A 17,352-nucleotide genomic window follows, 5' to 3' on the forward strand; every position below is an offset into this window, starting at 1 on the left:
TGGAAACAGGAAAATCAATCTTTCTTTCCAATATGTATAAGACATATGTAGAAGAGGAGAGAACAGTGTGGATCGAAATACTTTTAAAGGGGTTCCCTTACCGTGTGCATTTCTTGATGAAAAGGCGCTAAAGAGAAATATTGAATCCATCGTTGAGTTAAGTGGCACGAAGAAAATTCGAATAGCAAGTAAATCATTAAGATCGGTTCCAATTATGAAACAGATCTTAGCTGCAAATCATTGCTTTCAAGGCATTATGTGCTTTTCACCTAGAGAAGCTTTGTTTTTAATAGAGCAAGGATTTAATGATATCTTGCTAGGATATCCTGCATATGATGAGAAAGCACTGCAAAAGATTAGTTTGCTTACAAAACAGGGATTCATTATTACATGTATGGTAGATTGCGAAGAACACATTGTTTATTTAGAGGAAATTGCAGAGAATTCAGGTGGTTGTTTTCGTGTTTGTCTTGATATTGATATGAGTAGCCGCTTTTTTACATTTCATTTTGGAGTAAAAAGATCGCCAGTGAGACAGGTATTTGATGCTTTAAAACTTGTGGAGAAAATGATGAGGTCATCTTATCTAGAAATAGATGGTGTAATGGGGTATGAGGCTCAAATTGCTGGCGTTGGAGATAATGTGCCAAAACAAGGAATGAAAAATAAAATTGTTTCATATTTAAAAAGGAAATCAGCAGTGGAAGTGAAGGAAAGAAGAGAAAGTATCGTGCAAGCAATTAGAGAGAGCGGAATTCCGCTTCGATTTGTAAATGGAGGTGGAACAGGAAGTATAAAAACAACTCAGCAAGATAACTCAGTTACAGAGATTACGGTAGGGTCTGCTTTTTATTCACCTAAACTTTTTGATTACTATAAAGAGGTGAAATTTGCGCCGGCTGTTGGATTTGCTTTGCCGATTGTACGTAAGCCGGATCCGTATATTTATACTTGTTTAGGTGGTGGATATATTGCTTCAGGTGCAGTTGGTAAAGATAAAGAACCTGAGATTTGGGACCCAAATGGTGCAAAGCTATTCATATTAGAAGGTGCAGGTGAAGTGCAAACGCCAGTTTATTATAAAGGTGAGGAACAAATGAAAATAGGGGATGCCATATTGTTTCGGCATAGTAAAGCTGGAGAATTATGTGAGCGCTTTCCTGTTTTGTATCGTATTGAAGAGGGAGAAGTTATAGGAGAATATTCAACATATCGGGGGGATGGCCAATGCTTTCTGTAAAGGGACAGAAATGGAGAAATTGGACAGGGAATGTAGAAGGAACTCCGCAATATACGATCTATCCGAAAAGCGTACAAGATGTAATAGAAGTTGTGAAGTTTGCAAGAGAAAAAGGAAAGAGAATTCGAGTTGTCGGTTCAGGGCATTCTTTTACACCCCTCGTTCAAACGGAAGAAATTTTAGTTTCTTTAGATGAACTAAAGGGAATTGTTAATGTAAATGATGAGTTAATGACAGTAGAAGTGTGGGCAGGAACGAAGCTACATGATTTAGGGAAATTGCTAGAGGAAAAAGGTTATGCACAAGAAAATTTAGGAGATATTGATTCCCAATCTATTGCAGGAGCAATTAGCACGGGGACTCACGGGACAGGCATTACATTTGGTAGTTTATCAACACAAGTAGTAGAAATCACAGCAGTTCTGTCTACAGGAGAGAGTATTATTTGTTCTGAAACGGAGAATTATGAATATTGGAAAGCGTTTCAGCTATCACTTGGAATGCTCGGCATTATTGTGAAAGTGAAACTGAAAGTTATGCCAGCTTATTCACTCGTTTATAAAAGTGAAAAACAAACCTTTTCTACTGTAATGGATAAATTAGAAGAGTATAAGAAGAACCGTCATTTTGAATTCTTTGTTTTCCCATATTCAGACGAAGTTCAAGTGAAATTTACAAATGAAACGGTAAGTAAAGGAACTGATTTGAAGTGGCATAAACTAAAGGTAGAATTAATCGAAAATATGGCTTTTTCTTTATTATCTAAAGGATGTAAGTTGTTTCCTTCGATCAGTAAAAGTGTTAGTCAGCTGTCCGCAAAAGCTGTACCAAACACGAAAACAGTTGGACCGAGTTATCAAGTATTCGCAACATCTCGTACCGTTCCTTTTTATGAAATGGAGTATAGTATTCCTTCTCAATATATGAAGATTGCCGTAGAAGAAATTTCGCATCTTATTGAAAAGAAAAAGTATAAAGTGCATTTTCCCATTGAATGCCGCTATGTGCAGGGGGATGATATATGGTTAAGTCCAGCGTATGGAAGAGATTCAGCGTATATTGCTGTTCATATGTATAAAGGTATGAAATACGCGGCTTATTTTGGAGCGGTAGAACAAATCTTTCGTAAATATGAAGGTCGCCCGCATTGGGGGAAAATGCATACGCTAAAGTATGAACAATTACAAGATATATATCCAGAATTTCATTCGTTTCTAAAGATGAGAAAATCATTAGATGAAACAGGGATGTTTTTAAATCCGTATGTAGAAAATCTATTTTCGGTTGTGAAAAAAAGCTGACAATTATTTGTCAGCTTTCTTCAGTGTAATTGCATTTCTTGTACGACTGATTCGCTCATAAAATAGTAATTTATTACGGCTAAATACATGTAATAAAACATGAATAATAAAGAGGCTGTTAATTACGAATAGGAATAATAATATAACCATTAAAACTAGAGGTTCCGTACGATTTAACATAGAACTACTAGAAAGAATATAATTGATTCCTCCTAAAATAAAATAGAATATACCGTAGCGAATGAATAATTCTTTTAGCGTTATACGGTCATTCTCGCCTTTAATATGAATACGAAGTAATGCTTTCCCGATTGTTTTTCCATTTGTGAAATAGGGGATGATGATAAAGTAAATAAAGATCGAACATGTAATGAAAACGAGTTCGTATATATTTGTGTAAGATTGAATGTTAGAAATAAAGAAAGAGTTTCCTTTATTTTTAATGACAGGTACAACGATAGATAAGAAAATCCAGTCAATTTGCGTGGCGATGAAACGACGTACAAATCCTACCGGCTTCGTTTTTAAATCAATACGACTATCTAATTCACTTGCTTTAGGAAGGAAGTACGTAAATATTGGTGCAATGATAAAACCAATTGCTCCCCCTAATGTGTTTAAAAATAAATCGTCGATATCGAATAAGCGGTATGCACAATTGTATATACCATATAATCCAGTTACTTGTGTTATTTCGAAGAATAGTGAAAGACAAAATGAAACGATTATTGTCTGTAAGAAACTACGACGGAAGTAATAACGTAAGTAAATACCGAACGGAACGGTTAATAGAACGTTAAAAGCTACTTGTAAAAACGCAGATTCTTTTAATAAATAGAAATACGTAGTTGGTTTCGTTAAAATAGCTGATGTATGATTACTAATCTCTTGTACGAAATAAAATGGAGAGAGCTGCATATGTTGTGTATTAGCCGGTTGTAGGCTACACGTATCATACGTTTGTGGTAACGGTAAAATAACGAGAAAATAGGCGTTTAATAGATAGAGAAATAAAGAGTATAAAATAAATGAGCGCCATTTATTTAAATAGCCATATTTTCGATAATTAAATATTAAAAAAGGGATTAAAAGAAGCATTGCTAAAATAGGAAATAGAATGAATGCTGTTTTTATTGGAAATAAATAAGTTGTCAAAATAAGGCTCCTTTCGAAGAAAATACGTTTTTCATTATAGCTTTAAATAGGTTAATTAACAAACATTCGATTTTGCTGTATAGAAAGTATTGTATGAATGCAAATCGTATTTTCAGGAGGGAAGTTTTTTTGCTAAAAAAGAAAACCTCTTACTGCATAAGAACAGTGAGAGGTTTTTTAGTTTATATAAGCAGCATTTGATTTTGAAGAGAGGATATAACTGTGAAACTGTTGTTTCCATGTTATATCTTTTTCTTTTTGGGAAATCCATTCGTGATAGTCTTTTTGTGTTTTCCATAGTAAGCGAATCATATATTCATCTCCGTACTCGGTACGCTTCATACGAGAGGATTCTATATTAATAAAACCCTGTGTCCCAGATGATGGATGGTATCGTTGTAGAGAACTTATAATCTCGTTTTCATAACCGTATTTAATATGAACAAGTTTAGTCACAATAAACATAGGAACACCCCTTCTATATAAATAGATTAACTTCGCTATTCTTTAAATAAAGATAGATAACGAAGTTAATTAATATTATACTATTCAGAAAATTCAAAGTAAATAGTGAGAGATAGAAAATAACTCGGGTTAATGTTAAGTATCACTTTATAGGAAGATGATAGTAAGTACACCTACGACAATACAATAGAAGGAGAAGTACTTTAAATTTCCTTTTGCCATAATGTTCATAAACCATTTTAATGAAATATACGTCATAACAAATGTTGTGCTAAAACGAGATGACCACTTGATGAAATTGGAATTGGTTCTGTTAGTCCTTGAAACAGACCGAGAACTAAATACTTTAAAATATAATAAAATTGTTCCATAACATCCTCCTTGTTTATAGTTAGTTAAAAGAAACAATTTTTCAATTATAACAAAATAGCAAACTGACATTGTGAACGGAAGAATATTCAGAATACAATAAAATCATTTACAAGAAAGTAATAGATTGGTAGTGAAGAAAGGGATTTCTAGTTTTTAATACTTATTCTTATTAATATTAGAATTATTAAACATTTAAGAATTCATTACATTTTAGCCATAATTCCCTTTTTTTCGTCATGAAAAATAAACTGTATTTAATGGTTTTGTAAACAAACTGTAAAATAAATCATGTATAACTGTATAAGAAGGGAGTCGGATTATGAACTATTTTAAGCGAATCAGTAGTCTAGTATTAGCAGGAATCATAGGTCTTTCTAGTACAGTCGCTGTAAAAGCAGAGTCAAACGACGAAAAACTTAATAACATGCAACAGCAATTGCAGCAGAATAACGATGATATTCAGAAGAAAGAACAAGAGAAGCAAGCTGTTAGTAAAGACATCCAAGGTATCGAAAACGAACTACATAATTTAAATAATACAATTGCAAAGAATAAAGAGGATCAAGCTGCTATTCAACGTAAAATTGATGAAACACATAAGCAGATTGAGAAAAAAAAGGAAGAAATTGTCGTTTTAGAAGATAAAGTTCTTGCTCGTAAGGACATTATGAGAAAACGTATGGTTTCTGTTCAAAATAGCTCGAATACGAGTTTAGTAGTAGAAGTTGTTGTGGAGTCAAAAAACTTTGCTGATTTCTTACAACGTATGAACGCAGTATCTACTATTTTAGAGGCTGATAAAGAGATTTTGCGTCTACAAGAACAAGATCTTCGTCAAATTGAAGAAGATAAGAAAGCAATTGACGAAAAAGAGGCATCTTTAGTAGTAGACAAACAAAAATTAGCAAAATCACAAGCTGATTTACAAGAAAACTTAAAAAAACGCCAAGCTAATTTACAAGCTGTTCAAGAAAAATATAATGCGATTGCAAGTCAAATCAATTTAGCTGCACAAGAAAAAACAAAAATTGAAGCAAATATGAAAGCAGTACAAGAAACGATTGCTCGTGAACAAGAAGCAGCAAGACTAGCTGAAGAAGCACGTGTAAAAGCTGAAGAAGCTGCCAAAGCTGAAAGAGAAGCGTTAGCAAAAGCGAAAGAAGAACAAGCTGCTAAACAGAAGCAAGAGCAAGCGACTAAGCCAGCAGAGCCTGTAGCAAGCAATAATAATCCAAAGCCAGAACCTAAGCCTGAACCAAAGCCAGCTCAAGGTGGAAAAGAGTTTTATGTAACAGCGACTGCTTATACAGCTGATCCATCTGAAAATGGCTATAAACCAGGTGAAGTTGTAAAATCTAAGCTAGGGCATAACTTGACTGCAAATCCAAACATGAAACTAATTGCTGTAGATCCAGCTGTAATTCCGTTAGGTTCTACTGTATATGTAGAAGGTTATGGTACAGCGATTGCTGGAGATACTGGTAGTGCGATTAAAGGTCATATAATTGATTTATTAATGCCGGATTCAGCTACAGCTAATAGTTGGGGCAGAAGAACTGTTAAAGTTACAATTTTAAATTAAAATGAAATCCAACTTTACAATCAGTAAGGTTGGATTTTTTTGTGAAATAAATGTTAAGTTGAATTTACATTTTGTTAAGCTTAGCATACAATAAAGGTGAGAGGTGGTAAAATTGACCATTTACAACAAGGTAAAGGAATTGAGAGCTCGTTTTAATTTTACGCAAAGTGTATTAGCTGAGAAAGTTGGAGTGACGAGGCAAACGATCGCCGCAATTGAAAAAGGGGATTACGTTCCTTCATTGCTATTGGCACTGACGATTTGTGATGTATTTGATTTAAAGATGGAAGAGGTATTTGTTTTAAATAAGGAGGAGAAAGCTAATGAATAGACTTATATTTTCTTATTTAGTAAATGTACTTATTATGGCATTAGCATGTTGGACGTTTATTGAACTGTATTACGGTGTTATAGAGCTTGCCAATATCATTGAAGCTGAGAAAGTACCATTTGAAGTATCGGTAAATATCACACCATCCGTATTACTATTAGTTATAGGCATTGCAACGACTGGTTTTTATAAAGTGCAGAAGAAAAAATATAAGGCGCTTTCATATTGGATGTATCCGTTATTGTTCCCGCAAGAAGACGAACGTGAAAAGTTAATTACTCAAAGAGCTTGTCGTACAACATTTGTTTCACTCTGGTATGTGTTAATTCTCGCGATTGGATTTTTAACTTTTTCTCCTATCTTCAATTTATATATTCCAGGATATCCGTTATATATTGTATTTTGTGTTTTCTTTATCCAAATGACAGTCTTTCATGTGTCTTTATATCGAAATAAAATAGCTTAAAGTGAAGCCTTCTTGCATCAGCAAGAAGGTTTCTTTTTAGCTTACACTTGTATATATAGCAATATTATTTTATCATTTTGTATAGGAGTAAGATTTTGTAAAGGAAAGGGATTGTATATGAACAAGCAAAGAATTTATAGTATACTAGCAATTCTTCTATTTGTTGTAGGTGGTGTATTAATCGGAAAGCCATTTTATGATGGGTATAAGGCAGAGAAGACACAGACGGAGAATGTACAAGCTGTTCAAAAAATGGAATATGAAAAGCATGAAACGGAATTTGTTGACGCTTCTAAAATTAATCAACCCGATTTAGCAGAAGTAGCGAACGCAACGTTAGATAAAAAACAAGTAATTGGTCGTATTTCAATTCCGAGCATTTCATTAGAAATTCCTATTTTAAAAGCATCGACTGAGAAAAATTTATTATCAGGTGCAGCAACAGTAAAAGAAAATCAAGTAATGGGAACAGGGAATTATGCATTAGCAGGACATAATATGTCTAAAAAGGGTGTCTTATTTAGTGATGTATCATCTTTAAAAAAGAATGATAAAATTTATTTATATGACAATGAAAATGAGTATGAATATGCTGTTACAGGTGTATCTGAAGTAACTCCTGATAAGTGGGAAGTTGTAGAAGATCATGGGAAAGAGGAAGTAACTCTTATTACATGTGTATCTGTTTCAGATAATTCGAAGCGTTTTGTTGTTACAGGTGATCTTGTGCAAAAGAAAGCGAAGAAATAATAAAAAAGATGAGGAGAAATTCCTCATCTTTTTTAATCCATCCATTTTACTAATTTTTTAGAAATTAATAATAAAACACAACCTAAAACGATAGCTACAGCGCCGATAACAGTAAATACTTCAGAATACCCAAGTGAAGTTGTGAAGCTTGCAAGTTGTCCGCCTAAAACGTTAGCGATCCCTGAACTTGCTAGCCATACACCCATTAGTAAAGAAGCAAGTTTTACTGGTGCTAGTGAACTAACCATTGATAGTCCGACAGGTGATAAGAACAATTCACCTAGCGTATGGAAAAGATACGTGAAGACGATAAAGAGTAAGTGTGCCTTTTCTGTAATGTTATGTTCGTCACTACCTGTTTTTAATGTAGCCATAACGAGAACGATATAACCAATACCAAGTAAAATCATACCAAGTCCCATTTTAGTTGGTATTTTTAAGTCGCCACGTTTGCTAGTTGCAAGTTTTGCCCATAATGCTGAAATGACTGGGGCAAGTAAAATAATAAATAATGGGTTGACCGATTGGAACCAAGATGTTGGAATTTCCCACCCGAACACAGAACGGTCTACGAATTTGTTTGTATATAATGTTAATGAACTACCAGCTTGTTCAAAGCCAGCCCAGAAGAAGACAACGAAGCACGTTAAAATGACGATAACTGCTGTATGTTGTTTCTCTTTTTTTGTTAAAGGTGTATTTCCTACTGTTTGTTGTCCAGCTGTCGTTTGTAAATCGCGAGTTGGTTTTTTACCGATATCACCAAGGAAGCGATTAGATAGTGTTGTAAATAAAATTTGTCCAATGATCATTCCGATTGAAGCCGCTAAGAAACCGTAACGGAATCCGTAATGAACAAAGCCGTCTACTGTCGTTTTGAATAAATTTTCTGATAAAAATCCGCAAACGAGTGGAGCTAAAAATGAACCTACGTTAATACCCATATAGAAAATTGTAAATGCACTATCACGCTTTGGATCGTGCTCTTCATATAACTCCCCAACAAGTGTAGAGATATTCGGTTTGAAGAATCCATTACCGATAATAATAAGCGCTAATCCGAGGTATAGGCCGACTTGGTTTTGTAAGGCGAACAGTGTAAGGTTACCGATTGCCATTGTTATACCACCAATTGTGATAGCTCGTCGTCTACCTAGAAAACGGTCTGTTAAGTATCCACCGATTAATGGAGTGAAATAACAAGCTCCAGTGTAAAATCCGTAAATAGAGAGTGCCCATCCTGGACTAAACCCAAGACCACCGCTTACTAAAGCTGTCGTTAAATATAATGTTAATAACCCTCGTAATCCATAGTAACTAAACCTTTCCCACATTTCTGTAAAGAAGAGTAAGTATAAACCTGGAGGATGTTTCTTTTTTCTTTGTTGTTCTTTTTCTAGTTGTATCGCTGATTCCATATAAGTTTCCTCCTGACACAAACAAAAACAAAGTTAATAGTTTTATATATTTAATATTTTACTTTATTAACTATTAAAAGTCAATAAAGGTCGATTTTTCAGAAGAAATTGGAAAACAAAACAAATATAGAATGGGTATTTCTTTTGTGATAGACTATGGACTATGTTTATCTTATAAGAACGCGATTAATCATGTGTTTCTTAAGATGAAAAGGATTCCGTATTATGTGAAATTGAAGAAGGAGAGAGAAATGAAATCTTTGCAGAAAAAAGAAATTTTACTTATTAGTTTAATGCTATTCTCCATGTTCTTTGGTGCGGGTAATCTTATATTTCCGCCCTTTCTTGGATATGAAGCAGGGGAACATGTATGGATTGCGTTGTTAGGTTTTATTATATCAGCAACAGGCCTTCCGATATTAGGTGTAATTGCAATTGCGAAAGCTGGGAGCTTTCAAACGTTAGCAAGTAGAGTACATGCTTCGTTTGCAATTATTTTCCCTTGTATCGTGTATTTGTTTATCGGACCAGGGCTTGGGATACCACGCGCAGGAAGTTTAGCTTTTGAAATGGGACCAGGTCAATTGTTTCCGGAGACAGGGAGTGTAGTATTACTACTCTATACAATCATTTTCTTTAGCATCGTCTATTGGCTAAGTTTATCTCCATCTAAATTAATGGGGTTGTTTGGAAAAGTTTTAACGCCATTATTATTATGTATGATTGCACTTATTTTTATAAAGAGTATGTTTACTCCGGTAGGAGATGTGAAAGAGCCGATTGGAAACTATGGACAAGCTCCGATGTTTCAAGGATTTTTAGATGGTTATTTAACGATGGACGCACTAGCAGCTTTGATCTTTGGAATTGTTATTGCGAATGCCCTGCGTGCAAAAGGTGTACAAGATGACAAAGGCCTAGCGAAATATATGAGTATGGCCGGTATTGGAGCGGGGCTTTTATTGTCTCTTATTTATATCATTCTTGGATATGTCGGATCAGTTAGTGGATCACTTGGGAAGTTTGATAATGGAGCGAAAGTATTAGCACAAGTTATGACGACATTATTCGGACAAGGTGGTACGGTCTTATTAGGTATTATTTTCACTGTTGCTTGTCTTTGTGTTTCGATTGGACTTGTTACATCTAGCAGTCAATTTTTCTCGAGCGTGTTCCCGAAAGTGTCTTATAAAGTTTGGGCCTTTATATTAAGTTTTATTAGTATGGTTCTTGCTAATCTAGGGTTAACACAAATTTTAAAAGTATCAGTACCGATTCTTGGATTCATCTATCCGATTGCGTTAACGCTTATTATTTTAGGTTTGTTCCATAAATATATCGGTAAATATGTATGCATATATCCGATAACAATTGGCATCGTAGCTTTATTTAGTGGAATAGATGTTTTAAATCGTAATGTACTAATGGAGAAGTGGACACCATTGCTGAAAAACCTTCCTTTTTATACAGAAGGTGTAGGATGGATTGTGCCAGCTCTTGCAGGCGCATGTCTCGGTATAATTATTAGTATTTGTACAAATAAGAGTAAATAGATGAAAAGGTGTTTTCCGAATAGGAAAGCGCCTTTTTTATTTTTCCAGAGCGTATAACTGTTAAATGAATTGTTGGAAAAATATTCTTGAAAATGAATAGACTAAGAGTATGATAAAGGTAACTGGTAATATATAGTTTTTTATAGAAGTTGTTATGAGGGGGGAGAGAATGAAGCAAGATTTAAATAAAAAAATAGAAGCACTAGAAATCGCAATTGAAACGATTCAAGAAGCGCTTTCTGAATTAAAAGTGCAACAAAGAGAAATCGAAAAAACTGAACAAAATCTTAGTAAAGAAAAGAAAGAATATAATGAACGAATAATGGATGAAAAGCCAAAAGAGATAGTTGTTAAAAAGGAAACTATAAAAGAATCCGAGGTAAAACAAGTAGATATATCTGCATTTAAACCCGAGCCATTTAATATTATAAAGTTTTGTCAAACATGGTTACCACGTATTTTCATAGGGATTATGTTGCTTGGAGTTATTTGGTTATTTAAAGCGGGAGTCGATGCTGGATTGTTAACACCAGCAATTCGGATTGTGTTCGGTGTGGCGCTATCTGTGGGCTTGTATTATATAGGGGATATACAAATAAAGCAGGAGCGTCAAGCGTTAGGATTAGTGTTAGCGGGAGGAAGTATTACAGCTATTGTGTTAACGACGTTTGCCGCACATTATTTATATGATTTCCTTCCTGCAAGTATCGCGTTTGTATTAAACGTTATATGGGTTATTTTAGGTATTTATCTTGCTAAAAGGTATCAATCGGAATACCTTGCTATATTTGTAGCAGTGGGAGCCTTTTTTGTTCCGTTTTTATTGAATAGTACAACACCTAATTCGTACATTTTCTTTGGATATGAAACGATATTAACAATTAGTCTGTTATGGTATGCACTGAAAAATCGTTATAAATATTTATATATGATATCGTATGCTGTTTCTGCACTTGTAACCTTTGTCTTCTTTGCAATTATGTCGATGTTACTAGGACATTTACAAGTACAATTAACGTTCGTTTATGGCTTAATTCACATGATGTTATTTTGGCATATGCTTACGGATAGATATTTTATATATCAACCACGAGTTACGATATTTAGTGCCAATGCAATTTTCTTTATATTAGCTATTTCAAAAATACCTGAGTTTACAACGTGGGGATTAGTAATCAGTGCAGTTGTACATGGTGTTATGTTCGCACTTGAATATAGGAAGAATACGCAGTCTCTATTTGCAAATCTTTTATTCGGTTTTGCGATGGGGTCATTTAGTTTAGCGATTTTATATGAGTGTAGTTTAGTAAATGCTGCAATCGTTTTACTGTTACAAGGATTCCTTGGTATTGCTACTTCTATTAAAGTGAAGCAAGAAATTAAATTGTATATAAGCGCTATCGTTTATGCGATCGGTATGGTGCAGACAATTTTCAGTCCGTTTGATCAATTTGTTTCAGCAGCTTTTGTCGCACACCTTATTTTAGTTGGGACATTTTATTATGGAATGGTAAAAGCGAAACAAATGTTAGTAAGCTTCGGTAAATATGTGTATTCTATAGCGTTATATGGATTTATGGTAATTGTATTTATTACTATTACTAGAGTTGGTGAAGTTTTTTCTACCGGCGGAAGCGTAATTAGTGTATCTGTATCGTTATTATGGATGGTATATGCGTTATTTGCGGTTTGGTTTGGACGGAATCGAAATATGGATGAAGTATTATATGCTGGTTTAGTCGTGTTAGTTGTAACGGTAGGGAAGTTATTCTTCCTCGATTTACCAGAAGTTTCAATGATGATCCGAGCAGTATTATTCTTAATTGTTGGTGGAATAGGAATTGTTATTTCGAGAATGTTTTTCTCAAAAGAAAAAGAGAAGTAAGAGAGCAATCCGCATGTGAAGTGACCCCTAAAAGTTAGACACGGTTATTTCATTAGGCAGCTTGATAAAAGTGAGTCCGGTATTGTACCGGGCTCATTTTTAATTTTGCCTTAATCCGTTTCGTATTATAATAATCTATATATTTTTCTAATTCTATTTTAAAGTGCTCTACATTTTCAAATTCTTTTATGTAGAGGAACTCCGACTTCATAATCCCAAAGAAATTTTCTATTACTGCGTTGTCGTAACAGTTGCCTTTTCGAGACATACTCTGGACGATAGCTCTTGATTCAAGAGTACGGACGTACTGTCTCATTTGATAATGCCATCCTTGATCCGAATGCATCAGTAGCTGGTGGGTTTCAGGTAAACGTTCCAATGCTTTCTCTAACATGTCTGAAACAAGCGAATACGTCGGTCTAGAACCAATTGTATAGGTAATAATTTCACCATTATACAAATCTAATACAGGTGATACATACAGTTTTTCTCCAAACAATTTAAACTCTGTGATGTCTGTTACCCACTTTTTGATTCGGTGCATCTGTATGAAAATTACGCTCTAAAATATTCGGTGCAATTCTACCGACTTTTCCTTTATAGGATTTATATTTCTTCATACGCACAACACACTTTAACCCAAGCTCTTTCATAATACGCTGAACCTTCTTGTGGTTCACTTTCTGGCCACGATTCGTTAATTCATCACGAATGCGACGGTAACCATAACGACCTTCATTTTCCTCATAAATCGCTTTAATCTCAGCTTTCAAATCGGCATCTACATCTGGACGATTCATTTTCTTTACTAAATCATAATACGTGCTTCGAGGAATAGTAGCTAGCTCCACGAGTGCCTTCACCGAATATTTATGCCTTAATTCATAGACTACTTGCGCTTTGTCTTGTTTTGTGATTTTTCCTTGTTTTGAACTAAGGCATTTAACTTTTTAAGTACTCATTTTCCATCTCAAGCTGTTTAATGCGTGCTTCAAGTGCTTCGACTGACCCTTCAGCTAAAGGTTGTTTTAATTGTTTATTTGAATCTTTTTTCATGGATGGACGCCCCTTTTTCTTAGATTGAAGGGCATCAATTCCTTGTGTTTCGAGCTGTTTTTTCCAAACAGAAATCGTTGAAGGGGCAGGAATATTAAAGATAGCTGCCGTCTCAAATAAGGACATACCGTTTTCAATCATAAAGTTTAGTACGTCTAGTTTAAATTGTTGTGTGTAATTTGTACATCGTTTTAGAAAAGCTTCCAGACCATTCTGTTTATATTGGTTTACCCAATTCAAAATGATTGTGTCACTTATACCGAGCGATCTACCCATTTCTCGATAACTTTCATTTCCGTTCAAATAACGTAGAACGATTTGTATTTTTTCATCAGCTGTAAATTTAGCCATAGAAAAACTGCACCTCCAATTGTTAGACTGTGTCTAACAATTGGGGTGCAGTTCACATGCGGATTGCTCTTTTTTTATTTCTTATTAATCGTTACAGTTTCGCTATATTTTGCTGTTGAGTTTTGACGAAGGCGTAATGTAGCTTGCCCAGTTGTATTTGGATCAAGTTGTACATTCACAATTTTTTCAGCAGACCCTTGGCTATTTGTTATGAAAGAAAACGCATTACTATATCCGAATGTAGATGGCCAAGTACCATTTGCATTTTGGACTTTTGCAACTTGTGTTCCGCCAGTTGTGAAAATGCCTAAAGAGTAATTGTTATAAGCTGTATTTGGTAATAAGTTGTTCACTTGAATCTTCATTTGGAACACTTCATTATTTGGTAGAATGCTAGGGTGCGTAATTACGTAATCGCGTGAAGCTACCGCACCATTATATCCGTATGAACCAAGTTTAAATGTATTTGTATTAAACCATTGGTATCCTGGATTTGGAGCACTCCAAGGTTCTGGTTGTGGTTCAGTTGATAAATTAGGTTGTTCAAATGATTGTAAAGGCGTTGGTGCATCAAGTTGTAAGCCATTCACTTGATCTAAGCTTGTAAATGTTTCTTGTTTAGCTAACCAATTTACGATGTTTTCTAGTAAAACAGCATCGTTTTCTTCTTGGTATCCATCATATGTTTTCTTTGATTGACCTGAATCTTCACGAACATATTTTGGAGATGCATCTTCAACAGGAGAAGAATCCCCAATAAAGGCTGCTTTTCCAAGACCAACTTTTGCAATAGCAGCGTAAGGACCTTCTGCAACCCCACCACCGTTATAAACGCCGCTATCAACAGCGTTATTCCATTTCGATGGGTTTTCTGGAAGGTATACGAGTCCTTTTGCTAGTTTAGGATTTGTGATAGCAAGAGTAGAACCTGCGTGCATTGCTACAGATGAAACACCATTTGTAATTCCGAATGATTGCTCAGGTGATACAATATTTTTGGCAGAAACATCACCCAATGCATTATAGCGGAATCGAATACCGAAATTTTGTGATAACCAATCGGAACTTTCTACTCCTTGCATAGCCACCGAGTTTGCTTCTTCACCAGACATTCCCTTTGCTGGATTATCCCATGCACCGCGTCTATATCCATTGAACACTTCTGAAGAGTCCCAACGATTTTTATTGCGATCTGCGTTATAATGATCCGCAATAAAGAAGATGCTACCGCCATTTTTTACATATTGTAACATTGCATCTTGCTCAGACTTTTTATAAGGAATATTTGCTTCTGGGACGATAAACACATTGTAGTTTTTTAAATCTTCATATGTAATAGGTGTTGATTTACGAAGCTCTTTTACGAAATATCCATTTTGAGCAATACCATTTCCGAAATCAGAAAAACCTCCATCAATAACCCAGTCAGCTGTCCCCGCCGTTTGACCGTGAGTATTATCAAATAGTACTTTCTTCCCATTGTTTTGGTTCACAATTTTTGCTGCAATTTCAGGAGCTGGATCTACAGAGCTTTCCGCATAGGTAGATGGAGCATAAGCGCTTCCTAAACTGATTGTAATTGCTGTTGCTAAAGAAAATGTAAGCCATTTTTTATTCTTCATAGAAGAATCCCCCTAATAATAAATATATGTGCTTTAATAATGTAATTTATTTTTCTGTAAAAATAAAGACAAAAAACATAAAATATATTAAAAATTTGTAAAAATAACATGAATTTTGTTGAGAAATATTTGTATAGACAATAAAAAATCCCTTCCAATCAATAAGGAAGGGATTGCGTATTTAACTAATTTTAGAATTAGTTGTTTCATCTATCTTATGAAACCCTTTCATGTAATACACGACGACTAAGGCGATAAGCCAAATTGGGCCAACGATTAATGCGATTCGTGTATCTTCTGAATAGGCCATAATACCTAGCACAAGTGCAAGGAAGCCAAGTGAGAAATAAGAGCTTAATGGATGTAAAGGCATTTTATACGTTAGTTTTTCTGTTTGCTCAGTTGGTAATCCTTTACGAAATTGAATTTGAGAGACTAATATAATGCCCCAAGTCCAAATTGCTCCGAACGTTGAAATACTAGTAAGCCATGTAAATACTTTCGCAGGAACGAGATAGTTTAATATAACACCAACGAGTAGGACGATAGAAGTTGCTATAATCCCGTTACTTGGAATACCATTTTTGTTTAAACGACCAAACTTTTCAGGTGCTTTCTTTTGCTGCGCTAATGTAAATAACATACGGCCTGTACTAAATAGACCGCCATTACAAGAAGAAAGAGCTGCTGTTAAGACGACAAAGTTAATAATTCCTGCTGCTTTTGCGATCCCGATCTGTTGGAAAGTTAATACGAAAGGACTTCCTTTCTCACCAAGTTCGTTCCAAGGATAAATCGCCATCATAACGAATAAAGCTCCAACGTAAAACAGTAAAATTCTCCAAAATACGTTATCAATTGCTTTTGCGAGTGTCTTCTTTGGATTTTGCGCTTCGCCAGCTGTGACACCGATGAGTTCGACACCTAGATAAGCAAATAACACCATTTGTAGGGAAAGTAATAATCCAGAAACACCATTTGGGAACCAGCCGCCATGTGACCAAAGGTTAGAAATACCAGTTGCAATACCGTCATTTCCGAATCCGAATAAAATAATGCCTGTCCCAATAACTATCATACTGATAATTGTGACAATTTTAATGAGAGCAAACCAAAATTCTAGTTCTCCAAACACTTTTACAGATAAGAAGTTAAAAGCACTCATTAATACGAGAGCCGCTAGTGCCCAAATCCAGCGTGGGATCTCTGGGAACCAAAACTCCATATAAATTCCAGCTGCAGTAATTTCGGCCATACAAGTAACAACCCATAAAAACCAATAGTTCCAGCCAGTAATATAACCAGCTAGTGGTCCAATATAATCATATGCGTATTTACTAAAAGAACCAGCAACGGGTTGTTCAATTGCCATTTCTCCAAGAGCTCGCATAATGAAAAAAATAACGAGTCCAGCAATCATATATGCTAGTAAGATGGAAGGGCCAGCTAATTTAATAGCAGAAGCTGATCCTAAAAATAATCCAACGCCAATAGCTGAACCGAGAGACATTAACGTAATGTGTCGTTGCTTTAAACCCCTGTTTAAAGTCCCTGATTTGTTTGTGTTCTGCATAAGAAGCCTCCTTGTAGCGTGAGCAATATTTGAATACGTTTGCTAAATATTTAACTATTTCAAATTATAAAACATTTATTTCTGTTATGCTACAAAAATAATCGAATTATGCTGTACTATATCTGTATTCGTCAGAATTAAACTTAAAATTCGAACTATTAGTGAATATATTGACGCTTCTTTTTATTGATTGTTAAGATTAAGTACTACATTTTCTCGCATAATAGTAAGA

Annotated in this window: 13 protein-coding genes and 3 pseudogenes; 8 read left to right on the forward strand and 8 right to left on the reverse strand. The window is 34.8% G+C overall.

The features are described 5' to 3' along the window. Nucleotides 1-67 precede the first annotated feature (67 nt). On the forward strand, nt 68-1,240 hold the full coding sequence (locus DJ93_RS16305; RefSeq protein WP_042981954.1) for an amino acid deaminase/aldolase: 1,173 nt from the start codon (nt 68-70) through the stop codon (nt 1,238-1,240). Then, the gene (locus DJ93_RS16310) at nt 1,228-2,541 is read left to right on the forward strand and encodes a D-arabinono-1,4-lactone oxidase (protein ID WP_042981955.1); all 1,314 of its coding nucleotides are present in this window, start codon (nt 1,228-1,230) and stop codon (nt 2,539-2,541) included. Before DJ93_RS16305 ends, DJ93_RS16310 begins: the two co-directional genes overlap by 13 nt. Nucleotides 2,542-2,544: 3 nt before the next feature. Here the strand turns inward: DJ93_RS16310 and DJ93_RS16315 are convergent, their stop codons facing one another. From DJ93_RS16315 to DJ93_RS30705, 4 genes and pseudogenes are all read right to left on the reverse strand, one after another. Next, a complete protein-coding gene (locus DJ93_RS16315) occupies nt 2,545-3,696 on the reverse strand; it encodes a VanZ family protein (protein ID WP_042981956.1) in 1,152 nt (383 codons plus the stop codon). Nucleotides 3,697-3,873: 177 nt separating this feature from the next. Beyond that, complete coding sequence (locus DJ93_RS16320; protein WP_042981958.1) at nt 3,874-4,161, reverse strand: antibiotic biosynthesis monooxygenase family protein; 288 nt, start codon at nt 4,159-4,161, stop codon at nt 3,874-3,876. Nucleotides 4,162-4,308: 147 nt separating this feature from the next. Next, nucleotides 4,309-4,437, reverse strand: a pseudogene (locus DJ93_RS30700) (undecaprenyl-diphosphate phosphatase); the annotation flags it as partial. Next, nucleotides 4,419-4,532, reverse strand: a pseudogene (locus DJ93_RS30705) (undecaprenyl-diphosphate phosphatase); the annotation flags it as partial. The pseudogenes DJ93_RS30700 and DJ93_RS30705, both read right to left, overlap by 19 nt. A 320-nt stretch (nt 4,533-4,852) precedes the next feature. On the opposite strand from DJ93_RS30705, the gene DJ93_RS16325 reads away from it, so the two are divergent. The 4 genes from DJ93_RS16325 to DJ93_RS16340 all read left to right on the forward strand — a co-directional run bounded on the left by DJ93_RS16325 (nt 4,853) and on the right by DJ93_RS16340 (nt 7,662). Next, nucleotides 4,853-6,115: a 3D domain-containing protein gene (locus DJ93_RS16325; protein ID WP_042981959.1), complete on the forward strand. Its 1,263-nt coding sequence runs from the start codon at nt 4,853-4,855 to the stop codon at nt 6,113-6,115. A 112-nt stretch (nt 6,116-6,227) separates the two neighbouring features. Next, the gene (locus DJ93_RS16330) at nt 6,228-6,446 is read left to right on the forward strand and encodes a helix-turn-helix transcriptional regulator (protein WP_042981960.1); all 219 of its coding nucleotides are present in this window, start codon (nt 6,228-6,230) and stop codon (nt 6,444-6,446) included. Continuing rightward, the gene (locus DJ93_RS16335) at nt 6,439-6,912 is read left to right on the forward strand and encodes a hypothetical protein (protein WP_042981962.1); all 474 of its coding nucleotides are present in this window, start codon (nt 6,439-6,441) and stop codon (nt 6,910-6,912) included. Before DJ93_RS16330 ends, DJ93_RS16335 begins: the two co-directional genes overlap by 8 nt. A gap of 117 nt (nt 6,913-7,029) precedes the next feature. Continuing rightward, nucleotides 7,030-7,662, forward strand: coding sequence for a class A sortase (locus DJ93_RS16340; protein ID WP_042981963.1), 633 nt, complete (start codon nt 7,030-7,032; stop codon nt 7,660-7,662). A gap of 32 nt (nt 7,663-7,694) precedes the next feature. On the opposite strand, the gene DJ93_RS16345 is transcribed toward DJ93_RS16340, so the two are convergent. Continuing rightward, nucleotides 7,695-9,080: a peptide MFS transporter gene (locus tag DJ93_RS16345; RefSeq protein ID WP_042981964.1), complete on the reverse strand. Its 1,386-nt coding sequence runs from the start codon at nt 9,078-9,080 to the stop codon at nt 7,695-7,697. Nucleotides 9,081-9,331: 251 nt separating this feature from the next. Here DJ93_RS16345 and brnQ1 point away from each other — a divergent pair, with 251 nt between their 5' ends. Together brnQ1 and DJ93_RS16355 are read left to right on the forward strand one after the other, a co-directional pair. Beyond that, nucleotides 9,332-10,633, forward strand: coding sequence for a branched-chain amino acid transport system II carrier protein BrnQ1 (gene brnQ1 / locus DJ93_RS16350; protein ID WP_080743497.1), 1,302 nt, complete (start codon nt 9,332-9,334; stop codon nt 10,631-10,633). 169 nt (nt 10,634-10,802) lie between these two features. Then, a complete protein-coding gene (locus DJ93_RS16355) occupies nt 10,803-12,518 on the forward strand; it encodes a DUF2339 domain-containing protein (RefSeq protein WP_042981966.1) in 1,716 nt (571 codons plus the stop codon). Nucleotides 12,519-12,570: 52 nt separating this feature from the next. Here DJ93_RS16355 and DJ93_RS30710 read toward each other — a convergent pair. The 3 genes and pseudogenes from DJ93_RS30710 to DJ93_RS16375 all read right to left on the reverse strand — a co-directional run bounded on the left by DJ93_RS30710 (nt 12,571) and on the right by DJ93_RS16375 (nt 17,120). Beyond that, nucleotides 12,571-13,925 (reverse strand): annotated as a pseudogene (locus tag DJ93_RS30710) (IS3 family transposase). 74 nt (nt 13,926-13,999) lie between these two features. Continuing rightward, nucleotides 14,000-15,547, reverse strand: a complete 1,548-nt coding sequence (locus tag DJ93_RS16370; RefSeq protein ID WP_042981967.1) for a DNA-binding protein — start codon at nt 15,545-15,547, stop codon at nt 14,000-14,002. 181 nt (nt 15,548-15,728) lie between these two features. Beyond that, nucleotides 15,729-17,120 (reverse strand): amino acid permease, encoded by a 1,392-nt coding sequence (locus DJ93_RS16375; protein ID WP_042981969.1) that lies wholly within the window; start codon nt 17,118-17,120, stop codon nt 15,729-15,731. Nucleotides 17,121-17,352 lie beyond the last annotated feature (232 nt).

This window comes from Bacillus clarus, from assembly GCF_000746925.1.
Taxonomy (GTDB): domain Bacteria; phylum Bacillota; class Bacilli; order Bacillales; family Bacillaceae_G; genus Bacillus_A; species Bacillus_A clarus.